Here is a 20,425-nt window from a genome sequence, read left to right on the forward strand (position 1 = left end):
GGTCAGAAGACCGGGAACCCGATCAGGTCGTTATTGGCCGTGGCGAAGGCTCGGTTACCGTCGGCTCCGAGGCTGGCGGTGATCTTGTTACCCAAGAAGTGATACAAGTCGTATTTCCACACCTCTGAACCGTCCTTGAGGCTCACGGCCCGTATCGTCGTGATGTCGTACTGCTGGTGGACCACCCACGCGCCGCTTCCCTGCACCACCACCGAGCCCTCGGCCGAGTCGTACGACGCCCACCGATAGTCCTCGCCTTTGTGGATACGGCACCGTGTGAGCATGGTGCCGACAATCGAATACACGAAGTCGCCGCTGATGTCGGCAGGGCCGTATTCCGGCGGGGTCTCGTATTCGTTCGTCGCCTGCCAGAGTTCCTTGCCGTCTGAAATCCTCCGCGCGGAGAGTGACTTGCCGTTGAGGTATACGACGCCGTTGCGTGCCGCCGGGACGATTTGTTTCTTCCTCGCCTGGTTGTACAGCGTCCACAAAGGGCTGCCGTTCTTCGTGCTGAGCGCCAAGGCGTGCCCATTCGTGGTCGCGACGACCAGCGTTCCGCTGTCGGCCGCCCCTTGTGGGAGCACATGCGTCCGAAACGGGGCCGGTATCGACACGGTCCAGCGGATTCTCGCATCGGAACGACCCACCGAGCGCAGCCGGTGGTCCTTCGTTACGACGTACACGGCCTCCTCATCGGCGGCCAGCAGCACCGCGGCATCGGCCCGCGCCGTCCACTTCGGTTCGCCCGTGGACGGGACGAAGGTGCGCAGCGTGCCTTCCTTGTCAGCGGCCACGAGCAGACGGTCGGAGAGCGAGAGACAGCGGCTCGTAGTCTCCACGGTCGAGGTCTGCCAGCGACGTTTGCCGTCGACGACGTTGAACGCCGCGATCCCACCGGCCGGAGCAGCGGCGATGACGACGTCCCGGACCGGAAGCGGAGCCAGGGCATCGGATCCGACGGCCCCTTTGCGCTGCCAGAGCGGTTTCACCTGGTCACCGACGATGTAGTCGCCGGCGTCGGCGGACAGGACGCGTGCCGACGGTGTCTTCACCGCGGGCGGAATGGTGAACAGGTCCTTGCGACTCGTGCCACCGTCACGCAGCAGCCACCACCCCGTGCCACCGGTCGCCGCCAGCAGCGCGCCGCCCGCCGCGAACCCGGTCAGCAGTCTTCGCCGATTCGGCGGTGTCCCGGCCTGCGTCGTCAGAAATGGTGAGGTCAGTTCCCGGACCTCACGCTCCCGCTCCCTGATCGCATCGCCCACGGATCCCCGCTTCCACACCGAGTCGGACCTCTTGGGCGACGTGAAGGCCCCGGTGATCTGCTCGGGCGTGGGCCGCGCCGCCGCCTCCTTGGCCAGGCACGGGGCGATCAGGGCGTGCAGTTCGGGTGAGAGGCCGTGCCAGTGTGGTTCGCCGTGCACGACCTCGTACTGGACGGCAGCCACGTGCGCGCCCTCGAACGCCCGCTCACCGGTGGCCGCGTACACGAGAACGGCGCCGAGGGAGAAGACGTCGGCGGCGGGGGTGACACGTCGGCCGAGCACCTGCTCGGGGGCACCGTATCCCGGGGTCACCGGGATCTGCCCGGTGGTCGTGAGGGTGAGACCGTGCTCCGGGCGAGCGATGCCGAAGTCGATGACCCGGGGGCCGGTGGACGTGAGCACGATGTTCGGCGGCTTGAGATCGCGGTGGATGAAGCCGGCGGCATGGATGTCACGGAGGGTGCGGGCGACGGACACGGCAAGGGCGCGCAGTTTCGCATCGTCCAGCGGGCCGTGCTGGTCCACGATCTGGTCCAGGGTCGGTCCGGCGAGGAACTCGGTGGCGATCCACGGGCGTCCGCCCTCGGTCTGTGCACCCAGCACGGCCGCCACGCCCGGACTCCGCACCGCCTGCGCCGCCAGCGCCTCACGCACGAACCGCTGGGCGAGCCCCGCGTCATGAGCGAGTTCGGGCCGGAGCACCTTGACGGCGGCGACGGTGCGCGCGTGGTCCTGTCCCACGTACACCTTGCCCATGCCACCCTCGCCCAGCACGCCGAGCAGCCGGTACGGGCCGAGGCGGATCGGGTCGCCGGTCCCCAGGGGTCTCATCGCTTGTCGCTTTCTCTTCTCTGCACCGGTCGGCTTCTCTTCTCTGCACCGGTCGGCTCACTGCAAGGGGAAGGCCGCGAGGAAGTGGCCCCCCAGCGCGATGATCTCCCTTGCCTTCTCATGGATCACGAACTGCTCGCCGGTGGTCCGGTAGGAGTGGTCCGGGGCATGGGAGGAGAGACCGGTGGCCCACAGACGTGCCCCGCGCTTGCTGTACACGTAGTCGGAGCCGACCACCGGTGCGGCCTTCAGGTCCGCCTTCGTGGCCTCCCCGCCCCTCTCCTGCCACTTGGCGCGGCCGCTCGCCGCATCGAACGCGACGAGCCCGAGGTCCTTCTCGACGGCGTACACGGTGCCGTCGCCGAGCGCGGGAAGGCCGTACACACGCCCCGGGCGCTCGGAGCCGGAATCCCAGGCCACGCTGCCGTCGCTGAGCCTCAGAGCCTTGAGCCGGCCGGCGCCGACGTACAGGTGCCGCACGTCGGTGACCAGGGGCCGCCTGACGCTGTCCGGGTCGACACCGTCCAGCTTGCGGTCCCACTGGACGGTGCCCGTACGGGTGTCGCGTACGACCGCGTGCACGGTGCCGTCGGTCGCTTCCTGCAACGCCACGAGACGGTTGCCCACGACTTCGGCGGCGAGGACGTACAGCTTCGGGGGGTCCTGGCGCCGCCGAGACAACGGCGCCGTCCACAACCGCCTGCCCGTGCCGATGTCGACCGCGACCACGTACCAGGACTGCGAGGCGAGGAAGCTGAGGGAATACTTGCCACTCCCCGCGACGACATAGGCGACCCCGTCCGCGATGCACAGTGCCTGGTTCAGCGGAAGGTCACCGAGGTCGGTGAACTGAGCGAAAGGATCCCTCGCCGTGCCGGTGAGGGGATCGATCCAGGCCAGGGCCAATGGCTTCGTCTTGGAGGTGTCAAGCCCCGAGGAGTGGTCGTCCCCCGAGGTCACCAGGAGGATGCGCTCCGCGTCGGACGCGATCTGCCAGGTCCACTCCGTGTCGTCCGACTGCCAGTCGATCTTTCCGGTGTCGGCGGCGACACCGTTCAGTCTCATCCCCACCATCAGAGCCACAAGGTTGTCAACGACGTGCAGTTGGGACGGAAGCGAGCCCATGTCGTCCGTGAAATACGCGTTGTCCGGGTCGGCGACCTGGATCTGCCAGAGGGAGTCCAGCTGCTTCTTCGGCAGCAGGCTGTTGCTGGGCCCCGGGGCCGGCTGTGTCGTAGGGCCGCCGGGCCATCCGCCCCAGGTCAACGCTCCAGCCGTCCCGGCCGCGACGGTCACGGCCGCGCCCCCACCGGTGAACAGCAACCGCCGACGGGACCACCGCGTCCCCACCGCTGTCGCCGCGATCTCGGGCTCGTCGACCGGAGCCGGCAGCCGCTGCGGGGTGATCTGCCAGACCTCGGAAGCCCGTCTCCCGATGTCGGCCAAGAGGCCGTCCGGCAGATGGTCGGCGAACTCGCCGGTGCCGTCGTGAAGTTGAGAGGCCAGCCAACTGGTCGTCGGCCGGCGGGAGGGATTCTTGTCCAGGCACTGCGCGAGCACCGGTACCAGGCTGCCGGGCACACCGCTCAGGTCGGGCTCGGCGTACTGCACGCGGTACAGCAGATCCGCCGCCTGGCCGTGCCCGAAGGGCGGGCGCCCGGTGGCGGCGAAGACGAGCAGACCGGCGAGCGCGAAGACGTCACCGGCCGCCGTGTGCTCCTGCCCGCTCGCCTGCTCCGGCGACATGAAGGCGGGGGTGCCGACCGCGACCCCGACCCGGGTGAGGCGGTCGTCGCCGGCCGCACGCGCGATACCGAAGTCGATGACCTTCGGACCGTACGCGGTGACGAGGATGTTGGACGGCTTGAGGTCGCGGTGCACGACATCGGAGGCGTGCAGCTGCCCCAGCGCCCCGCACAGCGCCGCTCCGAGGGCCCGTACCGAGGTCTCGGGCAGCGGACCGCACAGCTCCACGGCCTCGTCCAGGGGCGGTCCGAGCACGTACTCGGTGGCGAACCAGGGCGTCTGCGCCCGCGGGTCCGCGTCCACGACCCCGGCGCCGAACCGCTCCCCCACGACCCGGGCCGCGTCGGTCTCCAGCCGGAACCGGGTACGGGAGGCCGGGTCGGAGGCGATGCGGGCGTGCATCGTCTTCAGCGCGACGGCACGGCCGCCTGCCGTACGGGCGAGGTAGACGGTGCCCATGCCGCCGCTGCCGAGGCGGGCGACGGGGCGGTACGGGCCGAACGCCTGGGGGTCGTCGTGGGTGAGGGGGGAGGGCATGGGGCCGTCGTCAGTCCGAGTGAGGTATGGGGTGTGCGGGCGAAGTCGGCACGGCCTCTACGGGGATGTCCGCCATGAGGACGGCCGCCGACTGGTGGGCCAGGGCGGCGATCACTCGGCCGGGGAGCCAGCCGGGGGTGAGGAGGGACGCGGAGCGGCCTTCCTCCCCGGTCTCGGCCTCGGTCCCGGTCGCGCCGGACAGGGCGTCGATCAGCTCGGCCAACTGGGGGCGGGTGCTCGGGTCGCGGGAGAGGCACCGGGCGATGACCGAACGGAAGGGCGCCGGGAGTTCGTCCCGTTCGGGCGTGGTGTGTCCGGTGGCCGCGTGGGCGAGCGTCGCGCCGAGTGCGTACACGTCCCCGAGAGGGCGCGGGCGCCCGCCGGACGCCTGCTCCGGAGGCAGACTGCCCGCTTCCAGCCCCGGCAGCCCGGAGCGGGGCGTACCGTCCGGGGCGGCAGCGCGCACCGCGCCGAAGCAGGAGAGGCGGGGGCCGTCAGCGGCGAGGAGGACGGCCGACGGTGAGACGCCGGCGAAGGTCAGCCCCTGTCCGTGGAGGACGGCCAGGGTCTCGGCGAGGGCGACGCCCAGGGCGCGTACGGTCCGCTCGGGCAGCGGTCCGCCGTGGACGGCCAGGGCGGTCGGCAGCGGCAGGGCGGGCCTGTACGGGCAGGCGTACCAGGCGGGTTCACCGGGACCGGCGAGGGCGGTGGCGGGGGCTGCGCAGGGGCCGAGGAGGTAGCGGGAGGCGTCGGCTTCGGTCAGGAAGCGCTGGGCGTCGGCTCCGGGCAGCGGGAGGGAGAGCAGGACGGTGTCCCGGCCGTCGGCGCTGCGGGCGATGTAGCGGCGTTCGGGGACGGAGGCTTTGGTGCGGGGGTCGTCCAGTGACGTGATGAGGACGTACGGGCCGATGCGCCGGGATCGTCCGGCGCGGTCCTGACCTCCTGCGCCCACCACGTCCGTGGCGCCCCCCGTGGTGTGCACGATTCCCTGTCCCGTCGCCTGTCCTGTTGCCTGTCTTCTTGCCTGTCCCGTTGCCTGTCGTGTCTCTGCTGACCTCTGTAGGTCTCATGTGCCGGTCATCCGTTCCGGGGCCGGACATGGCAGGGGGGTGGGCACCTCCCGTGCGTGCCCACCCCGGTGCTGCTTCCTGCACGTTCGGCTCTGGTTCGAGCCTTACATGAAGTAGCTGGCGGCCTTCTTGTCGCCACCCTGGTAGTCACCGCCGGCGGCGTGCACGACGCGGCCGATCGCCATCAGGGCCTCGTGGATGCCCTGGGCCTCGCGGTCCCAGGCGGCCTGCTGCTCGGTGTACGTGTGGTGGGCCTCGCCCTCCCACATGCTGGCGACGCCGGCGACCTTCTGCTTGATGGCCTCGAGGCTCTCCTCGAGCCGCTTGGCGTGGTTGGCCAGCTGCGTGGCGGTGTGGTCGAGGTTGTGGTACGAGACTTCGAGGTCGCCGATGTTGTTGGCGCTCATGATTACTCCGTTGTCGAGAAGTGGTGGGCGGGCGGGATCAGAGGCTGGACAGCGCGGAGGTCGAGCCGCCGTAGTTCACGTCGATGCCCTGCACCTGCGAGCGGACCTCGTCTTCGGTGCTGTCCTTGATCTTCCGCGTGGCGCTCATGCCCTCGATGAACTTGGCGAGGATGTTGCCGATCTTCACCATGCGCTCGTTGATCTCGGTCTGCTTGGCGTTGAACGCGCCGGCGCCGATGCCCTTCCAGTGCCCTTCGAGGCTGTCGATGAGGCTCTGCAGTTCCTTGAGCTGGCCCTTGATGCCCTCGAAGCGGTGCGCGAGCTCCTTTTCGAGGACGATGATGTCCTTGTCACTTACCTTCTGACGCCCAGTCGCCATTGCGATGCCTTTCGTTGTGAACTGACCTTGCCCTGCGCTGATTTCTGGCGTCAGCACGGAAGGCAAGCGGGCTTCTGCTCACTCGGCGAGGAGCAGGTGTTCGGGAGCGCACTCAGGCGTTACGGCGTGCTCGCAGCACGGCGAAACCTGCGCCTCCGATGACTAGTACGGCTGCTGCGGCGCCGATGATCACCCAGGTCTGGGTGCTGCCACCGGAGCCGGAGTCCTTGGCGGCTGCGGAGGTGGGGCCGCTGGAGGAGCCGGTGTCCTTGGCCGAGGCCCCGGAAGAGGGCGCGACCGACAGACTGGGAGTGGCCATGACGTCTTCGTCCGGGTCCGTCCCGTTCTCCGCGTACAGGGGATCCCTGTGCGCCGGACCAGGATTGATGTTCTTGTCGATCAGCACTCGGCGCGGGCGGATGATGCCGTAGCCGAGGTACGTGCTGGGCTCGTTCTTCCCCCAGGAACGACCCGCCGTGTCGATGAGGGTCCGCAGCACCTGGTTGGCCGTCCAGTCGGGGTGAACCGACCAGACGAGGGCCGCGGAGGCGGAGGCGAGAGCGGTGGCGGGGCTGGTTCCATCCGTGTCGCAGTACTGGGTGAACTTGCCGTCGCACCAGCCGGGGATGTGAACGCCTGGGGCCGCGAAGTCCACGTAGTTGCTCTTGGTGGAGAACTTGGCTACCGTGCCGGACTTGTCTATCGCGGAGACGCCCACGACGTACGGGTAGAGGGCGGGGTACTCACCCTTTCCCTTCTCTCCGCCGTTACCGATGGCAGCGAACATCAACTTTCCCTTGGAGGCCGCGTACTTGATGGCGTCCTCCTCGTCGGAACTTGGGTATGGACCACCGAAAGACATATTGATGATCTTGGCGTCACTGTTGGCGACGGCCCGGATCACTTCTGCCGTATCGGCGAACTTGGCAGCATATTTGGTTTCCGTCGAGTAGGGGACGTGGTAGGGAATGATTTTCGCCCCCGGCGCCAGCCCCTTGACTCCACCGCCAGCCCCCGTTCCGGCAATGATCTCAGCCATTCCCGTGCCGTGACCGTCATCGTCCTCAGTCGCCTTGTAGGCGACTGACTTCGGCACCTCATTGACCAGCACCTGTCCCTTGAGCGAGGGAGTCGCCGGATTCACACCCGAATCGATGACGGCGACCTTCACCCCTTTTCCGGTGCTGTACTTCCATATCTCGTCGGCACCCATGGCTTTGAGGTACCACTGCTTGGAGTGGATGTCCTGCGCCGCTGCTCCGGGGGCCAGTCCAACCGACGCGATGGCCAATGTGCCCAGTGCCGAGCACACTGCTGCCAGACGTCTCGCACTGCACCTCGTGAAAAGGGCAGTAGTTCTGCCGCGTCGGCCGGTCCCTGGCTTCATGCCTGTGTACGTCCTCGCTTGTGTTCAGTCACGCTTGTCCGGCACGTCACGCCGCTGCTTCTGCTGCGGGCGATGCTGCCGCTTCTCAGAAGGTGCTCCGGCGCCGCCCGTCTCACCGTTCGCATTCTGGCGGTTCCCGACCGTGCCTCGGCCGAGACCCTCGCGGGCGCCGTTCTCGGCGCCTCCGGACTTCGAACCAGCGGCATTCCGCGGCGCACCGATCGCACCCTCGGGGTTGCTCGCCGAACGCAGCACCGACTGGCTTGTGCCGGCTTCCGTTTTGGCCGTGGGCGCGCCTACGACCCCTCGCTGCCCGAGAGCCCCCTTCGGCTGCGTCGAGGAGACCGGCTCCTCAGCGCCGACGACCATACCGCGCGGGACACGGGGATTGGACGTCGCTCCCGGCGAACGGCCCGTGACAGGCTTGCCGCCCATGACTCCGTTGCGGGCCGCACCGATGGGGCCAGAGGTTCCCGCACGCCCGCCAGGCGTGTTGGACGTCCTCGGTGTTCCGCCGGTGATGCCGCGGCCCATAGGGGAACGTCCGGTCTGCTGAGTGGACCCACGTACAGCCGACTGACCGGCCGAAGTCGTACGACCCATGGCACGAGCAGCCTGCCCCGTGGGCCCTTGCGGACCGCGTCCACCGCTGACGGTACGACCCGACTGCCCCTCGGGCTCCTGCGGCACTCGCCCACGTGCGGTACCGGAAGGGCCAGTGCGCCCCTGCGCCGAAATCGGGAGCCGATTGGATGGGCCGTAGCCTGTGCTACGTCCGACCGTCGGCGCAATCGGGGGCGTCATGGGACCAGGAGGCAACGGTAGCGTCTGCCCTCCTCCGCCGGCATTCGGAAGCGTGGGTGCGGGAGGCACGGACGGTGTGGTGTGTGCCGGAGGAGGGAGCGTGCCAACGGTGTTGATTTCTGTGCCGACCTCGTGACCGGCATGCACGCTGGGTTCGTGGACTTCCTTAAGAGGCGGCACGCCTCCGCCTGGCTCCGACCCGTGGGCCACAGGCGCCGCGCTATGACCTTCCTCTACGCTTCGCCGGACCGCAGCCGTCGGCGTCGACGTCTCGGGGCTGTACGCGTGCCGTTGTACGTCTCTCCCGCCCTTCGGCAGGGCCACCCCGACATCCGGAATCGCCTTGATCGGCTTCGGCTCCGGGTTCGACTGCAGCCCCGAAGCGGCCACCGAATAGAACGACCCCAGCCGGACCATCTGGTTGATGGCGTCCTGGCGGTTCTTCTCGACCTGCTTGGCGAGTACGAAGTCCGAGTTGCTGTCGACCTGCTTGGCGTGAGGCAGCTCGGTGGGCCTCTTCTGCTCGGCGGCCGGCCGAGTGTCCCTGGGCGGCATGGACTTGCGCACGGAGGCCAGGCCGGTAGCGGCAGTGGAGATCTGGGTACCGGCGACGTGCGCGTAGGTCTCGAGACGCTTGGTGTAGTCGAGGAGCGAGTTGGTCCAGGTCTCGAACTGATCGGCGCCGTCGCCCTCCCAGTCGGCCAAGACCGCGCGGATGTTCTTGGTCAGATCCGTCGCAGCCCTGCTGACGGCATCACGGGCGTCCCACAGTGCCTTGCCGGCCAGCTCCAGATGCTCGGGGTTGGCGTGCTCGACCAGGTCGATCATGGCGTTGAGGTCGGCGTCGTCGAACTGGGTCGAGCCGAGCGGTGTGCCCCTGAGGAGGTTCTTCACGCCGCCGACCGTGTTGGCCACGACCGACTCTACGTTCGCCTGCTCCAGACCGGTCTTGTACTGGGGCTGCTTCTGCCAGTTGTCGCTCAATTGGTGCTCACCCCCGCGGACGAGTGGTCCGTGTGGTGCCTCGTGTCCTTGGGCGGCTGCTTGACCTTGTGCTCGTCCTTGGGCTTCGCCTTGTCGTACTCATCGTCGAGCTGGGTCTTGATCTTCCAGAACCGACGCCTCACCTCGTCCTCGGAGCCGTCGTACGTGACATCGGCCGAGTGTGCGGCGAGCGTCATCGCCTCGATCTGCAGGGCAAGGGTCTTCGACAGGTGCATCAGGCGCGCGTGGACGTGCGCGTACTGCAGGTGCAGGTCTTGTGCCGCACCGAAGGGAAGCTGGGCACCGCTGAACGAACCACGGCTGAGCTCCTGGTCTGCGATCTTGGACGAACTGCCCGGTGAATCCTCGAACTTGTGCAGAGCCGTGTTGATCTCTTCCTTGAACTTGGCCAGCACTTCGACGCCGCGCTTCAGATCTGAGCGGCCACCGTCACCCACCGCTACCCCTTCCCCGTGTCCCCGTTCATACAGCTCTCAACAGACCGGGGCAGCGGGCGACCCACCCCCGGATCCATCGCCAACCACTGTAGTCACTGCGGAAATCGCGGCCAACTGAACTCTGCGACGGTTCAGTTGCAAAGGTGTCCCGAAGTGACCGACTCCGGAGTCACTCAAGGCCGACAACGTGGTCAATAAGGACAGAAGTGTCCTTGTATCTGCGCAGAAACTTCACATGCACCCAGCGGTGCCGCCACCGCACGCCGCGAGCGCAGGACTTTGCAGACACAAAACCACTCCATGGCGCGTCGAAGTGCGCGGTTTGCCGTCCAGTTGGCCGCCGTCGGCGCTGCGGCGAGGGGGTGCGCACCTGCCGCACCGTGCGGTCGGGCGCCTCCCGTGAATCTTCACGCTCGACAATCCACACATGCCAGACGTGGTTCGGATTTTTCTTGAGTGGGGTTGCTACTTTACCCGTCATTGAAGTGTTCACACGGGGAAGGGGCCTTCCATGGCATGGGACGAGTGGGAGCAGCTCAAGGCGCAGGCCGCTTCGGGGCAGTCGGCCCATATGCAGCTCAACCATGTGGACGGTGGTGGAGGGACCTACGGCCCGTACGTCGTCCCCAGCAAGACCGGTGACCTCAAGGTGGGCCACAAGGACCTGGAGAAGATCGGCGGCGCCGCCCACCACCTCTACGACCAGCTCTGGGACAAGGCCCGCGTGGCGACTCCGAGCAGCGACTCCGCGGCCGGTGACCTGTCCAAGCAGGGCTTCGCCCTCGGTGCCGGTCTCCAGCACGTGTCGAACCGCTGGGAGGAGCAGCTGAAGTCCCTGATGGACGCCTGTGCCCAGATCTCCAACCACATGCAGACCACCAAGGCCGTGCACGCGAACGACGAGAACTACATCCAGCGGCAGATGAGCAGCATCGACGCCCTGGACGACGGGTTCGACGAACGGGTCGGGGCGCCGGGCAAGAAGAACTCCATCTACGGCGAGAAGGACAAGAAGAAGGAGTAGCGGCACGGGGAGGAGCCGGCGAGTCCTCCCTCCGTACCAGCTGACACCGCTACTCACAGAGGACGACGACCCGCATGGACTTCCACGCTCTGTACCACGCCAACTTCAAGCTGCTCGACGACGCCGTCACCGACTGGTCGACGCTCGTGAAGCACCTCGCGGACCTCAAGAAGGACGCCGAGGACGATCTGCACAAGGCTGCGCTCAAGGCCGACTGGGCCGGGGTGAACGCGCAGGTCTCCAGGGAGTTCGTCGGCAAGACCGCCGGCGAGTTCGGGGACGCCCACACGCAGGCGACCACCATCCACAACATCCTGAGTGACACCCGCAACGAGCTGAAGACGTTCCACCAGCAGCTGACGGACGCCGTCTCGCGCGGGCAGAAGAAGAACCTCACCGTCGTCGACGCCGGTGACGGCAAGTTCACGGTCATGGGCAACACGCGGCCCGACTGGAGTTCCGACCCCAGCGGCAAGACCGGCGCGACCGACCAGAAGGACGTCGACGACCTCCGCGACGAGATCCAGGGCATCCTCGCCAAGGCCGGCGAGAGCGACAACACGGCCAAGACCGTCCTCATGGCGCTCGTCGACCAGACCACGATGGGCTTCTCCGACGCCAGTTACAAGGACCGAGACGCGGCGGCGGATGCCGTCAAGGAGGCCGACGAGCTGGCGAAGCTCGCGAAGAAGAACCCCGACGACCTGTCCGTCGAGGACTTCGACCGGCTCAACGCGGGACTGAAGAAGTACGCGAACGATCCGCTGTTCGCCGAGCGCTTCGCCACCGGCCTCGGGCCGCAGAAGACCCTGGAGTTCTGGACCGGGATCAGCGATCCCAACAGGGGCAACTACGAGCTGGGGCACAAGCGTCTCGACCAGTTCGACGACCTGCAGCGGAATCTGGGGCTGACGCTGGCCCACGCCACGCAGAGCGATTCCACGGGCATGGCCGAGTGGAAGCGCCAGATGATCGACATCGGCGACAAGCCGCTCTACGGCGACCGGGGTGGCCCCATGGGCTTCCAGGTCATGAGCAACCTCATGCGGACCGGTGACTATGACGACCAGTTCCTCAAGGACTACGGGACCAAGCTCATGGCCACCGAACGGAGGATGACCGGCAACGGTGAGCACGGAAACCCCATCTGGCAGCGCACAGGCATGAGTTCCTGGCTGAACCGGATCGGGGACGACAGCGGCAACGACCCGCTCACCGGCTATCTCAAGGGCCTGTCCAACAGCCCTGATGCGGCGACCGACTTCCTCAACCAGCAGTACATCTCCAAGGACGACCCGGACGACCCCTTCGAGCGGGACACGGACGGCAACGGCAAGAAGGGCAAGGTGTCGCTGTCGAACTTCCAGTACCTGTTCGAGGAGCGGGACTGGCCCAAGGAGGCGGACCTCCACGGGGACGACATCGTCACGGGCCAGAACAACCTGGCCCTGGCCCTGGAGGCCGCCACGACCGGGCATCCGGCCGGCGAGATGCCGACGCCGGACACTCCCCCTCACAACGCGGGGCAGGCGAAGCTCGTGGAGGATCTGTTCCATTCGGTGTCCGAGGATCCGAAGCGACTGACCGGCCACAGCTACATGTCGGACAGCATGGGGCAGATCGCTGCGGAGTACATGCCCGATATCCACCGGGAACTGCATGCGGGAAGTTCCAGCGAGGAGGCGCTGTTTCCGGTGGCGGGCACAGCGGCCGCGCTCAACGAACGGGATATCACCAGGTTCCTGTATGCGGTCGGCCAGAACCCTGAGGGTTACGCTGCGGTCAACCTGGGTCAGACCAGCTACACGACTCAGCTGATGCAGTATCACTTCGAGCATCCGTCGGCATATACCGGGGATCCTGCCTTCTCCGAGGCCGACAACCTGAAACAGGGAACCGAACAGATCGCACGCAAGGCGGGCGAGATCGAGGGAATCATCGGCGCCGGCCGGGCCTACCAGGCAGAACTGGAGGGCGGCGCGAAGGACGCCGATTACAACGCCGCCATCGAGAGCGCGGGAAGCTGGGGAGGCACGGCGGTAGGCATCGGCATCGGCATGGCCACGGAACCGATGACCGGTCCCGGCGGTGCCATCATCGGTGACGTGGCCGGTGCGGCGGCCGATGAGATCATCGGAAAGATCACCGAAGGAGCGATGCGTGACAGCTCCGGCGAGATCATCTACCGCAATGGCGAGAGCTTCGAGGACACTTCCGATTCGACGTACAAGGTGGTGGAACTCGCCGCCAGGAAGGCGGGCGAGAATTCCGGTCATCGCTACCCGTTGATCGAGGCTTCCGTGGCCACGGCTGCGGAAGACGGGTTCAACACGGCCGGGACGAAGGTGCACAAGTACCTGGACGGGGAGGGTATCCCCCGACAGCTCGACACGGAAGATTGAGACGTTGGCATCCACTCGTACAAGGGCCCTGCTCGCCGGGGGAGCAGCACTGTTGCTCTGCCTTGTCGGAGGCGTCCTCTACGCATTCGGACTTCCCCCCTTCGGGAAGGAGAAGGGCGAGATCAAGGCATCCGATGTGTGCAGGACGCTGGGCTCCTCGTCGGACAGTGCCGCCGCGCTGAAACGCGTCCTGCCGGACAAGTCCTCGTACACGTTCGACGGCGCCGTCACCGATGGGCGTACCGACGACATGGACGACAGTTTCTTCGCCTCCTGCTTCGTCAACGGCGACGGGAAGCAGCTCGTTGCGGCCACGGCCGAGATGACGCAGTACGACAAGGCGGACGAGTGGGTGAAGGACGTGGTCGCGAACTCCGTGTCGCACGCCTCGGTGAAGCCGTTCGGCGCCGGCGACAAGGCTGTCGCTTCTGACAGGCTCGCCGCCATCTATCTTCCTTGCGTCTCCCGCGGCTTCGAGCGGCACCTGAGCGTCGTCGTAGAGCTCAAACAGCTTGGCACTGCCGACGGCGATCAGCTGCGGGAGGGGCTGATCTCGCTCGCCCGGAACGCCGCGCTCTCCGCTCACCAGAGGGCGAAGTGCGACGTGCCGGCCAAGGTGACGCGGTGAGCGGAGCCCGGCCGGTGAGTGGGCTTCGCAGGGGGGCCGTCGGTCTTGTCGTGGGGGTTTCGCTGGTCGGTGGGGTGGTCGGCTGTTCTCCCTCGGCGAGCGGGCGCGGCTACGCGGTGCCCGCGGATGTGTGCGGGGTCGAGGTCGGCCGCTCCGTGCTGGGGCCGTTGTTGCCCGCCGGAGACGAGGTCGGCGTGCGGCCGACGTCGGCGGTCGGGGTCGAGCGGTGCCGGCTTCTCGTCGACGGGGACGTCGTGTTCTCCAGCAGCGTGCAGAAGCGCGGGCCGGACGCTTCCGCGCGGGACGTGGCCATGTCCGCCTTCGGGGTGGAGCCGGCCGATGCGTCGGCGGACGGCGGTCGGGTCCTCTACTCGCGGACGGGCGCCGTGGGCCTTGTCCCGTATCCCCGTTCGGGCTCGCGGGGCGGTTCCCTGTGGGCCACGGTGCGGACCTCGCGCGCGGGGGAAGCGGCGGACGTGCGGCGTTTCATCGAGGACTACGCCGCCGCTGTCGCCCAACGACAGTGCCCCAAGGGGCCGCTCAGCACTCCCCGTCTCGCACCGACACGGCGAGCCGGTACCCCGGGTACGTCAGGGCCCCCTCTCCGCCGGTGATGCCCGGCGGCGTGTAGTCGTCCTTCGTCGAGCGAGTGCGGTGGACACGCGTGCAGAACGCGCCGTCCGCGCCGTCCGCGGTGACCGTGAAGGACGAGTCGCCGGCCGTGTTCCCTCCGGCGGAGTCGGCCGTCACCCCGTACTCCGGTGCGTCGCCTCCGCCGTACTCGTACACCTTCTCCTCGATCAGCGACGCGTAGTCGGTGAAGGCCAGAGGGTGACCCGCGTCGTCGGCCTGGAACGTGAAGCCGTCCAGGTCATCGGCCGCTTGCCGTACGGCGTTGGTCAGTTCGTCGTCGCTCCAGGACGCGCGGTCGGAGACACCGAAGCCCTGGACGGCCGTGTAGACGCCGAGGCCGGCCAGGGCGAGGAAGAGGAGGCGGGCGGCGACGAAGGCGGAGTCGGGCAGTTCCGGGCCCGACGGATTGACGTTCCTGCGCCAGGCGCGCACCCGGTCCGCCTTCACGCAGGCCATGGCCACGAGTACGGCGGACAGCACCAGGCCCAGCACATTCAGCTTGGTCAGCGCGTCCATGACCCCGCCCCCGGCCGGCCGCCGCGCCTGCGCCGCGCGTCCCGCAGTGCCACCGCTCCCCCGCCCAGCGCCGCCACCAGGACCGCCACGCCCACGGCCACGTAGGTGGCGATACGGGCGGTGCGTTCCTGGGGGGTTTCGCCGAGGGTGAGCTTGGCGGGGGTCGGTGCCTGCACATGGGTGAGGCCGGCGTCGGGGTGGGGGGTCTCGATCGGGTGATCGTCCTCCGTCAGGGCGCGGACCGGGTCCACCACGCCCCAGCCGACCAGGCGGTCGTGGCCGTTGATGGAGCGTTCGGCCGTCTGCTCGATCTGGGCGACCACCTCCTGGGCCGTCCACTCGGGGTGCTTGGCCTTGATCAGCGCGGCCACGCCGGCCACGTACGGCGCGGAGAAGCTCGTGCCGTTGTCGGAGCAGTGTCCGCCCTTGGGCACCGTGGAGATCATGTCGACGCCCGGCGCGGCGACGCCCACCCAGTCCCCGGCCTGCGAGAAGGCCGCCTTCTCGTTGTTGCGGTCGGAGGCCGCGACGGCGAGGACGCCCTGGTAGGAAGCGGGGTACGTCCGCTTGGAGGTGCCGTCGATGCCGTCGTTGCCCGCCGAGGCGACCACGACGATCTTGTGGTTCAGGGCCTCCTCGACCGCGCCCTGCAGGGCGTTGCCCGGGGCCACGGCGTTCGTCGTGTCCTGGGAGATGTTGATGACCTTGGCGCCCACCGCGATGGCGTGCTTGATCGCCTCGGCGAGCGTGTCGGAGGTGCCGTGGCCCTCGGCGTCGTTCTGCTTGATCGGGATGATCGTGGCCTCGGGAGCGAGGCCGACGAAGCCGGTGCCCTTCATGGGGCGGGCCGCGATGATGCCGGCGACGCGGGTGCCGTGGCCGACGGTGTCGGTCGTGCCGTCCTTCTTTCCGACGTCGATCTTCTGACCCTTGCCGTCCTTCGTGGGCAGGTAGTTGGCGCCCTGGGAGGCGTCGACCGCGTGGGCCAGCTGCGGGTTGGCGGTGTCGACGCCCGTGTCGATCACGGCCACCTTCACGCCCTTGCCCTTCGACTGGGTCCACAGTTCGTCGAGGTTGACGCGCTGCAACGCCCAGGGCGTGCCGGTGTACTTGTGGTTCTTCTTGGAGAAGGTGCACTGGTCGGTGACCGAGTCCGCCGCGGCCGCCGGAGCCGCCAGCAGACACGCGGTGACGGCCAGCGCCGACGCCAGGCTCGTACGGGTGCGCAGGGTGGACCGCATCGGCGTACCTCTCACGAGCCCTGCGGCTGGCTCGCGCCCGCCGTCGACAGACGCGGCCCCGTCGGCAGGAACTTCGACCAGGGGGCGGGGATGGGCGTCGTCTGCACGTCGGCGTAGCCGAGGCGGGTCTGCGCCAGCTTGGCCTGCGTCTGCAGCTGCTTGCGCTGCTGGGCGGTCATGCCGATGCCGTTGTTCTCGCTGGCGTTGTCGGCGTTGGACTGCAGGGCGTAGCGCAGACCGGTGTCGGTGACCAGGAAGACCGAGCCCACCTTGGTCTCCTTGCCCTGGAACTGCCGGTACAGCTGACCGGAGCCCGGGGTGACGTAGGCGCTGGACGAGTCGGTGGCCAGCTCGGCGGGGAAGTCCTTGCCCGCCCAGGTGGTCAGCGTGGTGGCCCCGTTGTCGGGGTCGACGTGGTGCAGGACGTTGCAGACCGTGTTCCTGCTGCCGGCGGCGGTGGAGGGGTCGTTGACGGCGCTGGGCTCCTCGGTCGGCCAGTGCTTCTCGGCGGCGAACGGCTCGCCCCGGGTGATGGCGCCCGCGCTGACCTCCTTGTAGTGCCCGGCCTGGCCGAGCTTCACGAGGTCGGTGTCGGCCAGCAGCAGCCGGGCGACGAAGTCGGAGACGGGGGCGACCCGGTGGGGCAGTACGACGAAGTACTGCTCGTGGCCGTTGACCGGCGCCCGGAGGACCATGCCGACGCGGTTGGCGTCGCCCAGCTCACCCGGTGCGTTCGCTGGGGCGTTGGCGACACCGTCGATCTGCGGGAACGTGATCGGGTCGCCCTGGTGCAGGGTGTCGATCCACTGGCTGGTCACCTGCTGGGGCGTGCGGTTGAGGCCCACGAGGGTCTCCACCAGGTTGCTGTTGGAGCCGTCCACCGGGTACGCCGTGCCCTGGGCGTCGACCACGTACTGCTTCTTGTCGGACGGGGTGGTGACGTAGAGGAGTTCGCCGCCGTGCAGCTTCTGACCGGCCTTCTCGGTCTTCTTCTGGTCGCGCTCGGCGAGGACGAAGGCGGCCTTCTGGATGGAGCTGCCGCTGCCGCTCGGGCGTTCGCAGACGGCCCACGTGTGGTCCGCGCCGGCCTCCGACGCGGACGGCAGCCGGTCGGGGGCGTAGGGGATGCCGATGGTGACGCCGTGCGGGATCGTGCCGTTGTCGAGGATCGACTCGTCGACGGTGACGACGTCGACGTCGCTCTGGCCGTCGAGGACGAGCTTGGCCGAGGCCATGTTGAGGACCGGGTGCAGTTCGGCCTTGCCGTGCGTCTTCAGCACCACGTACCGGGTCGTGGACTTGCTGGCGATGATCACCTTCGTCGCCGGTGTGTCCCAGCCCTGCGGGGCCGTCGGCTTGAACATGCCCCAGGCGCCGAAGGCGGCCAGGACGACCACGCCGACGATAGCGCCCGGCAGGACGGCACGCAGTGGCCGCGGTGCCCCCTCGTCGGAGGCATCCGGTGACGACTGCACGAACGACGCGAGCATGCGGCGCTTCGCGAAGGTGTAGGCGTTGAGTTGATCCCGCCGAGATGCCATCTGTGCCCGTTTCTCCCCGTGTCTCACGCGGAGCGCGCCCGGGGAACCGCTCCCCCGCCCTCCGTTGTCGGACCCGGCCCCTACTATGCCTGGTACGGAGCGGGTCTCGTGGAGCGGGTAGGGTACCTGGGCCCTCAAGGGCCTTGTTCAGTGGCCTGGTTCCAGCGAGTTGTGAGCAAATCGGGGGGATGGAGTGATGGCTTCCGGAACGCGGACGCGAGCGCGCGGCCGGTCGGCGGCGCGAGGCCGTGCGGCCGGGTCCGCGGCGCCGGCGCGCGGCGCCTCCGCTCAGCGCGGCGCGGCGCAGCAGTCGGTCACGCTCGGGCTGCGGCCCCGGCCCGGCCAGGCCGGTTCGTTCCGTTTGCAACGGCTGGTGCTGGTCGAGCTGGCGGCGGCGGTGCTGGTCGTCGGCTGGGCGATCGGGATGATGGCGCTGGTGCCGGCCGCGGTCGTCGCCGTGGCGCTGGTGCTGCTGGCCTTCGTACGGCGGCGGGGCCGCTCCCTGCCCGAGTGGCTGGGCACCGCGCGGGAGTTGCGCGCCCGCCGGAAGCGGGCCGAGAGCACCCCGATACCTCCGGGCACGGAACCCGGGCTGGTCCCGGCGGTGGAGTGCGAGCCCGCCCTGCGGACGTACTCCTACGGCGCGCGCGACCGGCGGCCGGTCGGCGTCGTCGGTGACGGGACGTTCGTCACGGCGGTGCTCCAGGTGGAGGCCGACGCGACCGCGCTGCGCGCCGAGCGGAGCCGTCAGCCGCTGCCGGTGGGGCTGGTGCGGGACGCACTGGAGGTGGACGGGATCCGGCTGGAGTCGGCGCAGATCGTGCTGCACACGCAGCCGGCGCCCGCGCTGCACCTGCCCCAGCAGTCCGTCGCGGTCGCCAACTACCTGCCGCTGCAGGAGCAGACGGGCGCCCCGGCGGTGCGGATCACCTGGATCGCGCTGAAGCTCGACCCGGAGCTGTGCGCGGAGGCGGTGGCCGCGCGCGGGGGCGGGCTGCTCGGGGCGCAGAAGTGCGTCGTACGGGCCGCGGACCATCTGGCGAGCCGGCTGACCGGTGCCGGATTCCGCGCGCGGGTGCTGGACGAGGAGGAGCTGGTCGCCGCGCTGGCCACTTCGGCGTGCGCCAACCCGCTGGTCACGGCGGAGGCGGGGCGCAGCGAGACGCGTGAGCGGCGGACGGAGGAGTCCGGGCGCAGCTGGCGCTGTGACAACCGGCGGCACACCACGTACTGGGTCCGCCGGTGGCCCCAACTGGGCGGTGGGCGGGGCGAGTCGCTGCCGCAGTTCGTCGCCCGGGTCACGGCGATACCCGCGCTGGCGACGACCTTCAGCCTGACCCTGGCGCCCGGCGACCGGCAGGAGGTGTCGCTGTGCGGGCATCTGCGGGTGACCGGCCGCAGCGACGACGAACTCGTGGCGGCACGGCGTGCGTTGGAGGGCGCGGCCCGGCAGTCCGGCGCCGGCCTGGCGCGCCTCGACCGTGAGCAACTGCCCGGCATGCTGGCCACGCTGCCCCTCGGAGGTGCCCGGTGACGACGATTCCGACGACTTCCGCGGCCCCGGACGCGCAGCGGACCCCGGAGGCCTCCGGGCTGCGGCGGATGGGCGAGCGGCTGCGGCACGGCCTCGGCCTGGTCGGGCCCCGGCACGGCCGGCACGGGGTGCCGGTGCACCAGCTGGAGGCTCTCGCGCTGCCCATCGGCGACGACGGGGTGGTGGCCGGTGTCGACGCCGAGGGCCAGCCGGCGGTGCTGGGGATCAACCGGCCCACGCCGTACGACGTCGTGCTGATCGGTGGTTTGTGGACCGCGCAGGTACTGGCGCTGCGGTCGGCGGCCACGGGGGCCCGGGTCGCCGTGGAGACCGGCCGGCCGCAGGCCTGGATGCAGATGGTGCACGCGATGGGCGGCGGGCAGAACGGCCTGTCCGTGTACGAGGTCGGGCGGGTGCCGCCGCAGGGTGCCTCGGCCGGTACACCGGTGCTGGTGGTGCGGGACTGCGGCATGCGGCCGCCGCGCGGACGTGTGGTGTCCGGGCCCTGGCAGTCGGTGCTGACCCTGCTGCCGTATCTCAGCCCGGTCGCGCCCCGGCTGCTGCGGCAGGCGCGGCTCGCCGGTATCCAGCGGGTGTCCCCGGACGAGGCGGCCGAACTGGGGCGCACCATGGGCCTGTCACGGACCGAGCTGGAGTCGCTGCCCGCGCTGCCCGACGGCGTCACGCTCTGGTGCACCGACCGTGACCGGCAGTATGTGATGACCCAACCGACCGATGCCGAGATCGGATTGTTGGGCACACCGCGCCGCATGGACTGAACTGCCCTTGCTCGTCCCTTTTGTTCGTGGCTCGTGATGCGGTGCCGTTCGGTGATTTCGTCGCTTGTCCGCCGTTTGCTCCCTGTTCCGTTCGGCAAGGTGCCTGGTGGGCGGGGCACTTGCGGGCGCTGTGCGACCTGGTGGGCCCGTGCTGAGAAGTGGGCGGGCCTGCCGAGGTGTGGCTCGTGGTGATTAGGCTGGGAGCGGGCGCGATGGCAGGACCCGTGTACCGCGCGTCGGTGTCCCAGGCGGAGGACCG

At 69.0% G+C, this 20,425-nt stretch carries 17 protein-coding genes; 5 read left to right on the plus strand and 12 right to left on the minus strand.

The features are described from left to right. Positions 1 to 2: 2 nt before the first annotated feature. The 8 genes from AB0N17_RS35140 to AB0N17_RS35175 all read right to left on the minus strand — a co-directional run bounded on the left by AB0N17_RS35140 (position 3) and on the right by AB0N17_RS35175 (position 9,868). Positions 3 to 2,096, minus strand: coding sequence for a protein kinase (locus tag AB0N17_RS35140; protein WP_366015688.1), 2,094 nt, complete (start codon positions 2,094 to 2,096; stop codon positions 3 to 5). 57 nt (positions 2,097 to 2,153) lie between these two features. Further along, positions 2,154 to 4,379 (minus strand): protein kinase, encoded by a 2,226-nt coding sequence (locus tag AB0N17_RS35145; RefSeq protein WP_366015689.1) that lies wholly within the window; start codon positions 4,377 to 4,379, stop codon positions 2,154 to 2,156. Between the two features lie 10 nt (positions 4,380 to 4,389). Next, positions 4,390 to 5,289 carry a serine/threonine protein kinase gene (locus tag AB0N17_RS35150; protein ID WP_366015723.1) on the minus strand — a complete coding sequence of 300 codons (900 nt, stop codon included), beginning with the start codon at positions 5,287 to 5,289 and terminating at the stop codon, positions 4,390 to 4,392. 264 nt (positions 5,290 to 5,553) lie between these two features. Continuing rightward, complete coding sequence (locus AB0N17_RS35155) at positions 5,554 to 5,856, minus strand: WXG100 family type VII secretion target (protein WP_366015690.1); 303 nt, start codon at positions 5,854 to 5,856, stop codon at positions 5,554 to 5,556. A gap of 37 nt (positions 5,857 to 5,893) precedes the next feature. Beyond that, positions 5,894 to 6,235, minus strand: coding sequence for a WXG100 family type VII secretion target (locus AB0N17_RS35160; protein ID WP_366015691.1), 342 nt, complete (start codon positions 6,233 to 6,235; stop codon positions 5,894 to 5,896). Between the two features lie 112 nt (positions 6,236 to 6,347). Next, positions 6,348 to 7,448: a S8 family serine peptidase gene (locus AB0N17_RS35165; protein ID WP_366015692.1), complete on the minus strand. Its 1,101-nt coding sequence runs from the start codon at positions 7,446 to 7,448 to the stop codon at positions 6,348 to 6,350. 198 nt (positions 7,449 to 7,646) lie between these two features. Next, positions 7,647 to 9,410 (minus strand): hypothetical protein, encoded by a 1,764-nt coding sequence (locus AB0N17_RS35170; protein WP_366015693.1) that lies wholly within the window; start codon positions 9,408 to 9,410, stop codon positions 7,647 to 7,649. Beyond that, complete coding sequence (locus AB0N17_RS35175) at positions 9,407 to 9,868, minus strand: hypothetical protein (protein ID WP_366015695.1); 462 nt, start codon at positions 9,866 to 9,868, stop codon at positions 9,407 to 9,409. The genes AB0N17_RS35170 and AB0N17_RS35175 overlap by 4 nt, the downstream gene beginning before the upstream one ends. 511 nt (positions 9,869 to 10,379) lie before the next feature. Here AB0N17_RS35175 and AB0N17_RS35180 point away from each other — a divergent pair. The 3 genes from AB0N17_RS35180 (at position 10,380) to AB0N17_RS35190 (ending at position 13,922) form a co-directional block, all read left to right on the plus strand. Continuing rightward, on the plus strand, positions 10,380 to 10,892 hold the full coding sequence (locus AB0N17_RS35180; RefSeq protein WP_366015696.1) for a hypothetical protein: 513 nt from the start codon (positions 10,380 to 10,382) through the stop codon (positions 10,890 to 10,892). Between the two features lie 74 nt (positions 10,893 to 10,966). Next, complete coding sequence (locus AB0N17_RS35185) at positions 10,967 to 13,294, plus strand: hypothetical protein (RefSeq protein WP_366015697.1); 2,328 nt, start codon at positions 10,967 to 10,969, stop codon at positions 13,292 to 13,294. A gap of 52 nt (positions 13,295 to 13,346) precedes the next feature. Next, positions 13,347 to 13,922 carry a hypothetical protein gene (locus tag AB0N17_RS35190; protein WP_366015698.1) on the plus strand — a complete coding sequence of 192 codons (576 nt, stop codon included), beginning with the start codon at positions 13,347 to 13,349 and terminating at the stop codon, positions 13,920 to 13,922. Positions 13,923 to 14,031: 109 nt separating this feature from the next. On the opposite strand, the gene AB0N17_RS35195 is transcribed toward AB0N17_RS35190, so the two are convergent. The 4 genes from AB0N17_RS35195 to eccB form a co-directional block, all read right to left on the minus strand. Then, positions 14,032 to 14,235 (minus strand): hypothetical protein, encoded by a 204-nt coding sequence (locus AB0N17_RS35195; RefSeq protein ID WP_366015699.1) that lies wholly within the window; start codon positions 14,233 to 14,235, stop codon positions 14,032 to 14,034. Between the two features lie 227 nt (positions 14,236 to 14,462). Beyond that, on the minus strand, positions 14,463 to 15,071 hold the full coding sequence (locus tag AB0N17_RS35200; protein WP_366015700.1) for a hypothetical protein: 609 nt from the start codon (positions 15,069 to 15,071) through the stop codon (positions 14,463 to 14,465). After that, entirely contained in the window at positions 15,059 to 16,312 is a 1,254-nt protein-coding gene (mycP, locus tag AB0N17_RS35205; RefSeq protein WP_366015701.1) for a type VII secretion-associated serine protease mycosin, read from the minus strand. Before mycP ends, AB0N17_RS35200 begins: the two co-directional genes overlap by 13 nt. 11 nt (positions 16,313 to 16,323) lie before the next feature. Continuing rightward, a complete protein-coding gene (gene eccB, locus AB0N17_RS35210; protein ID WP_366015702.1) occupies positions 16,324 to 17,853 on the minus strand; it encodes a type VII secretion protein EccB in 1,530 nt (509 codons plus the stop codon). A gap of 196 nt (positions 17,854 to 18,049) precedes the next feature. On the opposite strand from eccB, the gene eccE reads away from it, so the two are divergent. Together eccE and AB0N17_RS35220 are read left to right on the plus strand one after the other, a co-directional pair. Beyond that, positions 18,050 to 19,387, plus strand: a complete 1,338-nt coding sequence (gene eccE / locus AB0N17_RS35215; protein ID WP_366015703.1) for a type VII secretion protein EccE — start codon at positions 18,050 to 18,052, stop codon at positions 19,385 to 19,387. Between the two features lie 68 nt (positions 19,388 to 19,455). Then, complete coding sequence (locus tag AB0N17_RS35220) at positions 19,456 to 20,166, plus strand: hypothetical protein (RefSeq protein WP_366015724.1); 711 nt, start codon at positions 19,456 to 19,458, stop codon at positions 20,164 to 20,166. Positions 20,167 to 20,425: the final 259 nt, after the last annotated feature.

The sequence above is a fragment of the Streptomyces sp. NPDC051133 genome (assembly GCF_040682635.1).
Classification (GTDB): Bacteria; Actinomycetota; Actinomycetes; order Streptomycetales; family Streptomycetaceae; genus Streptomyces.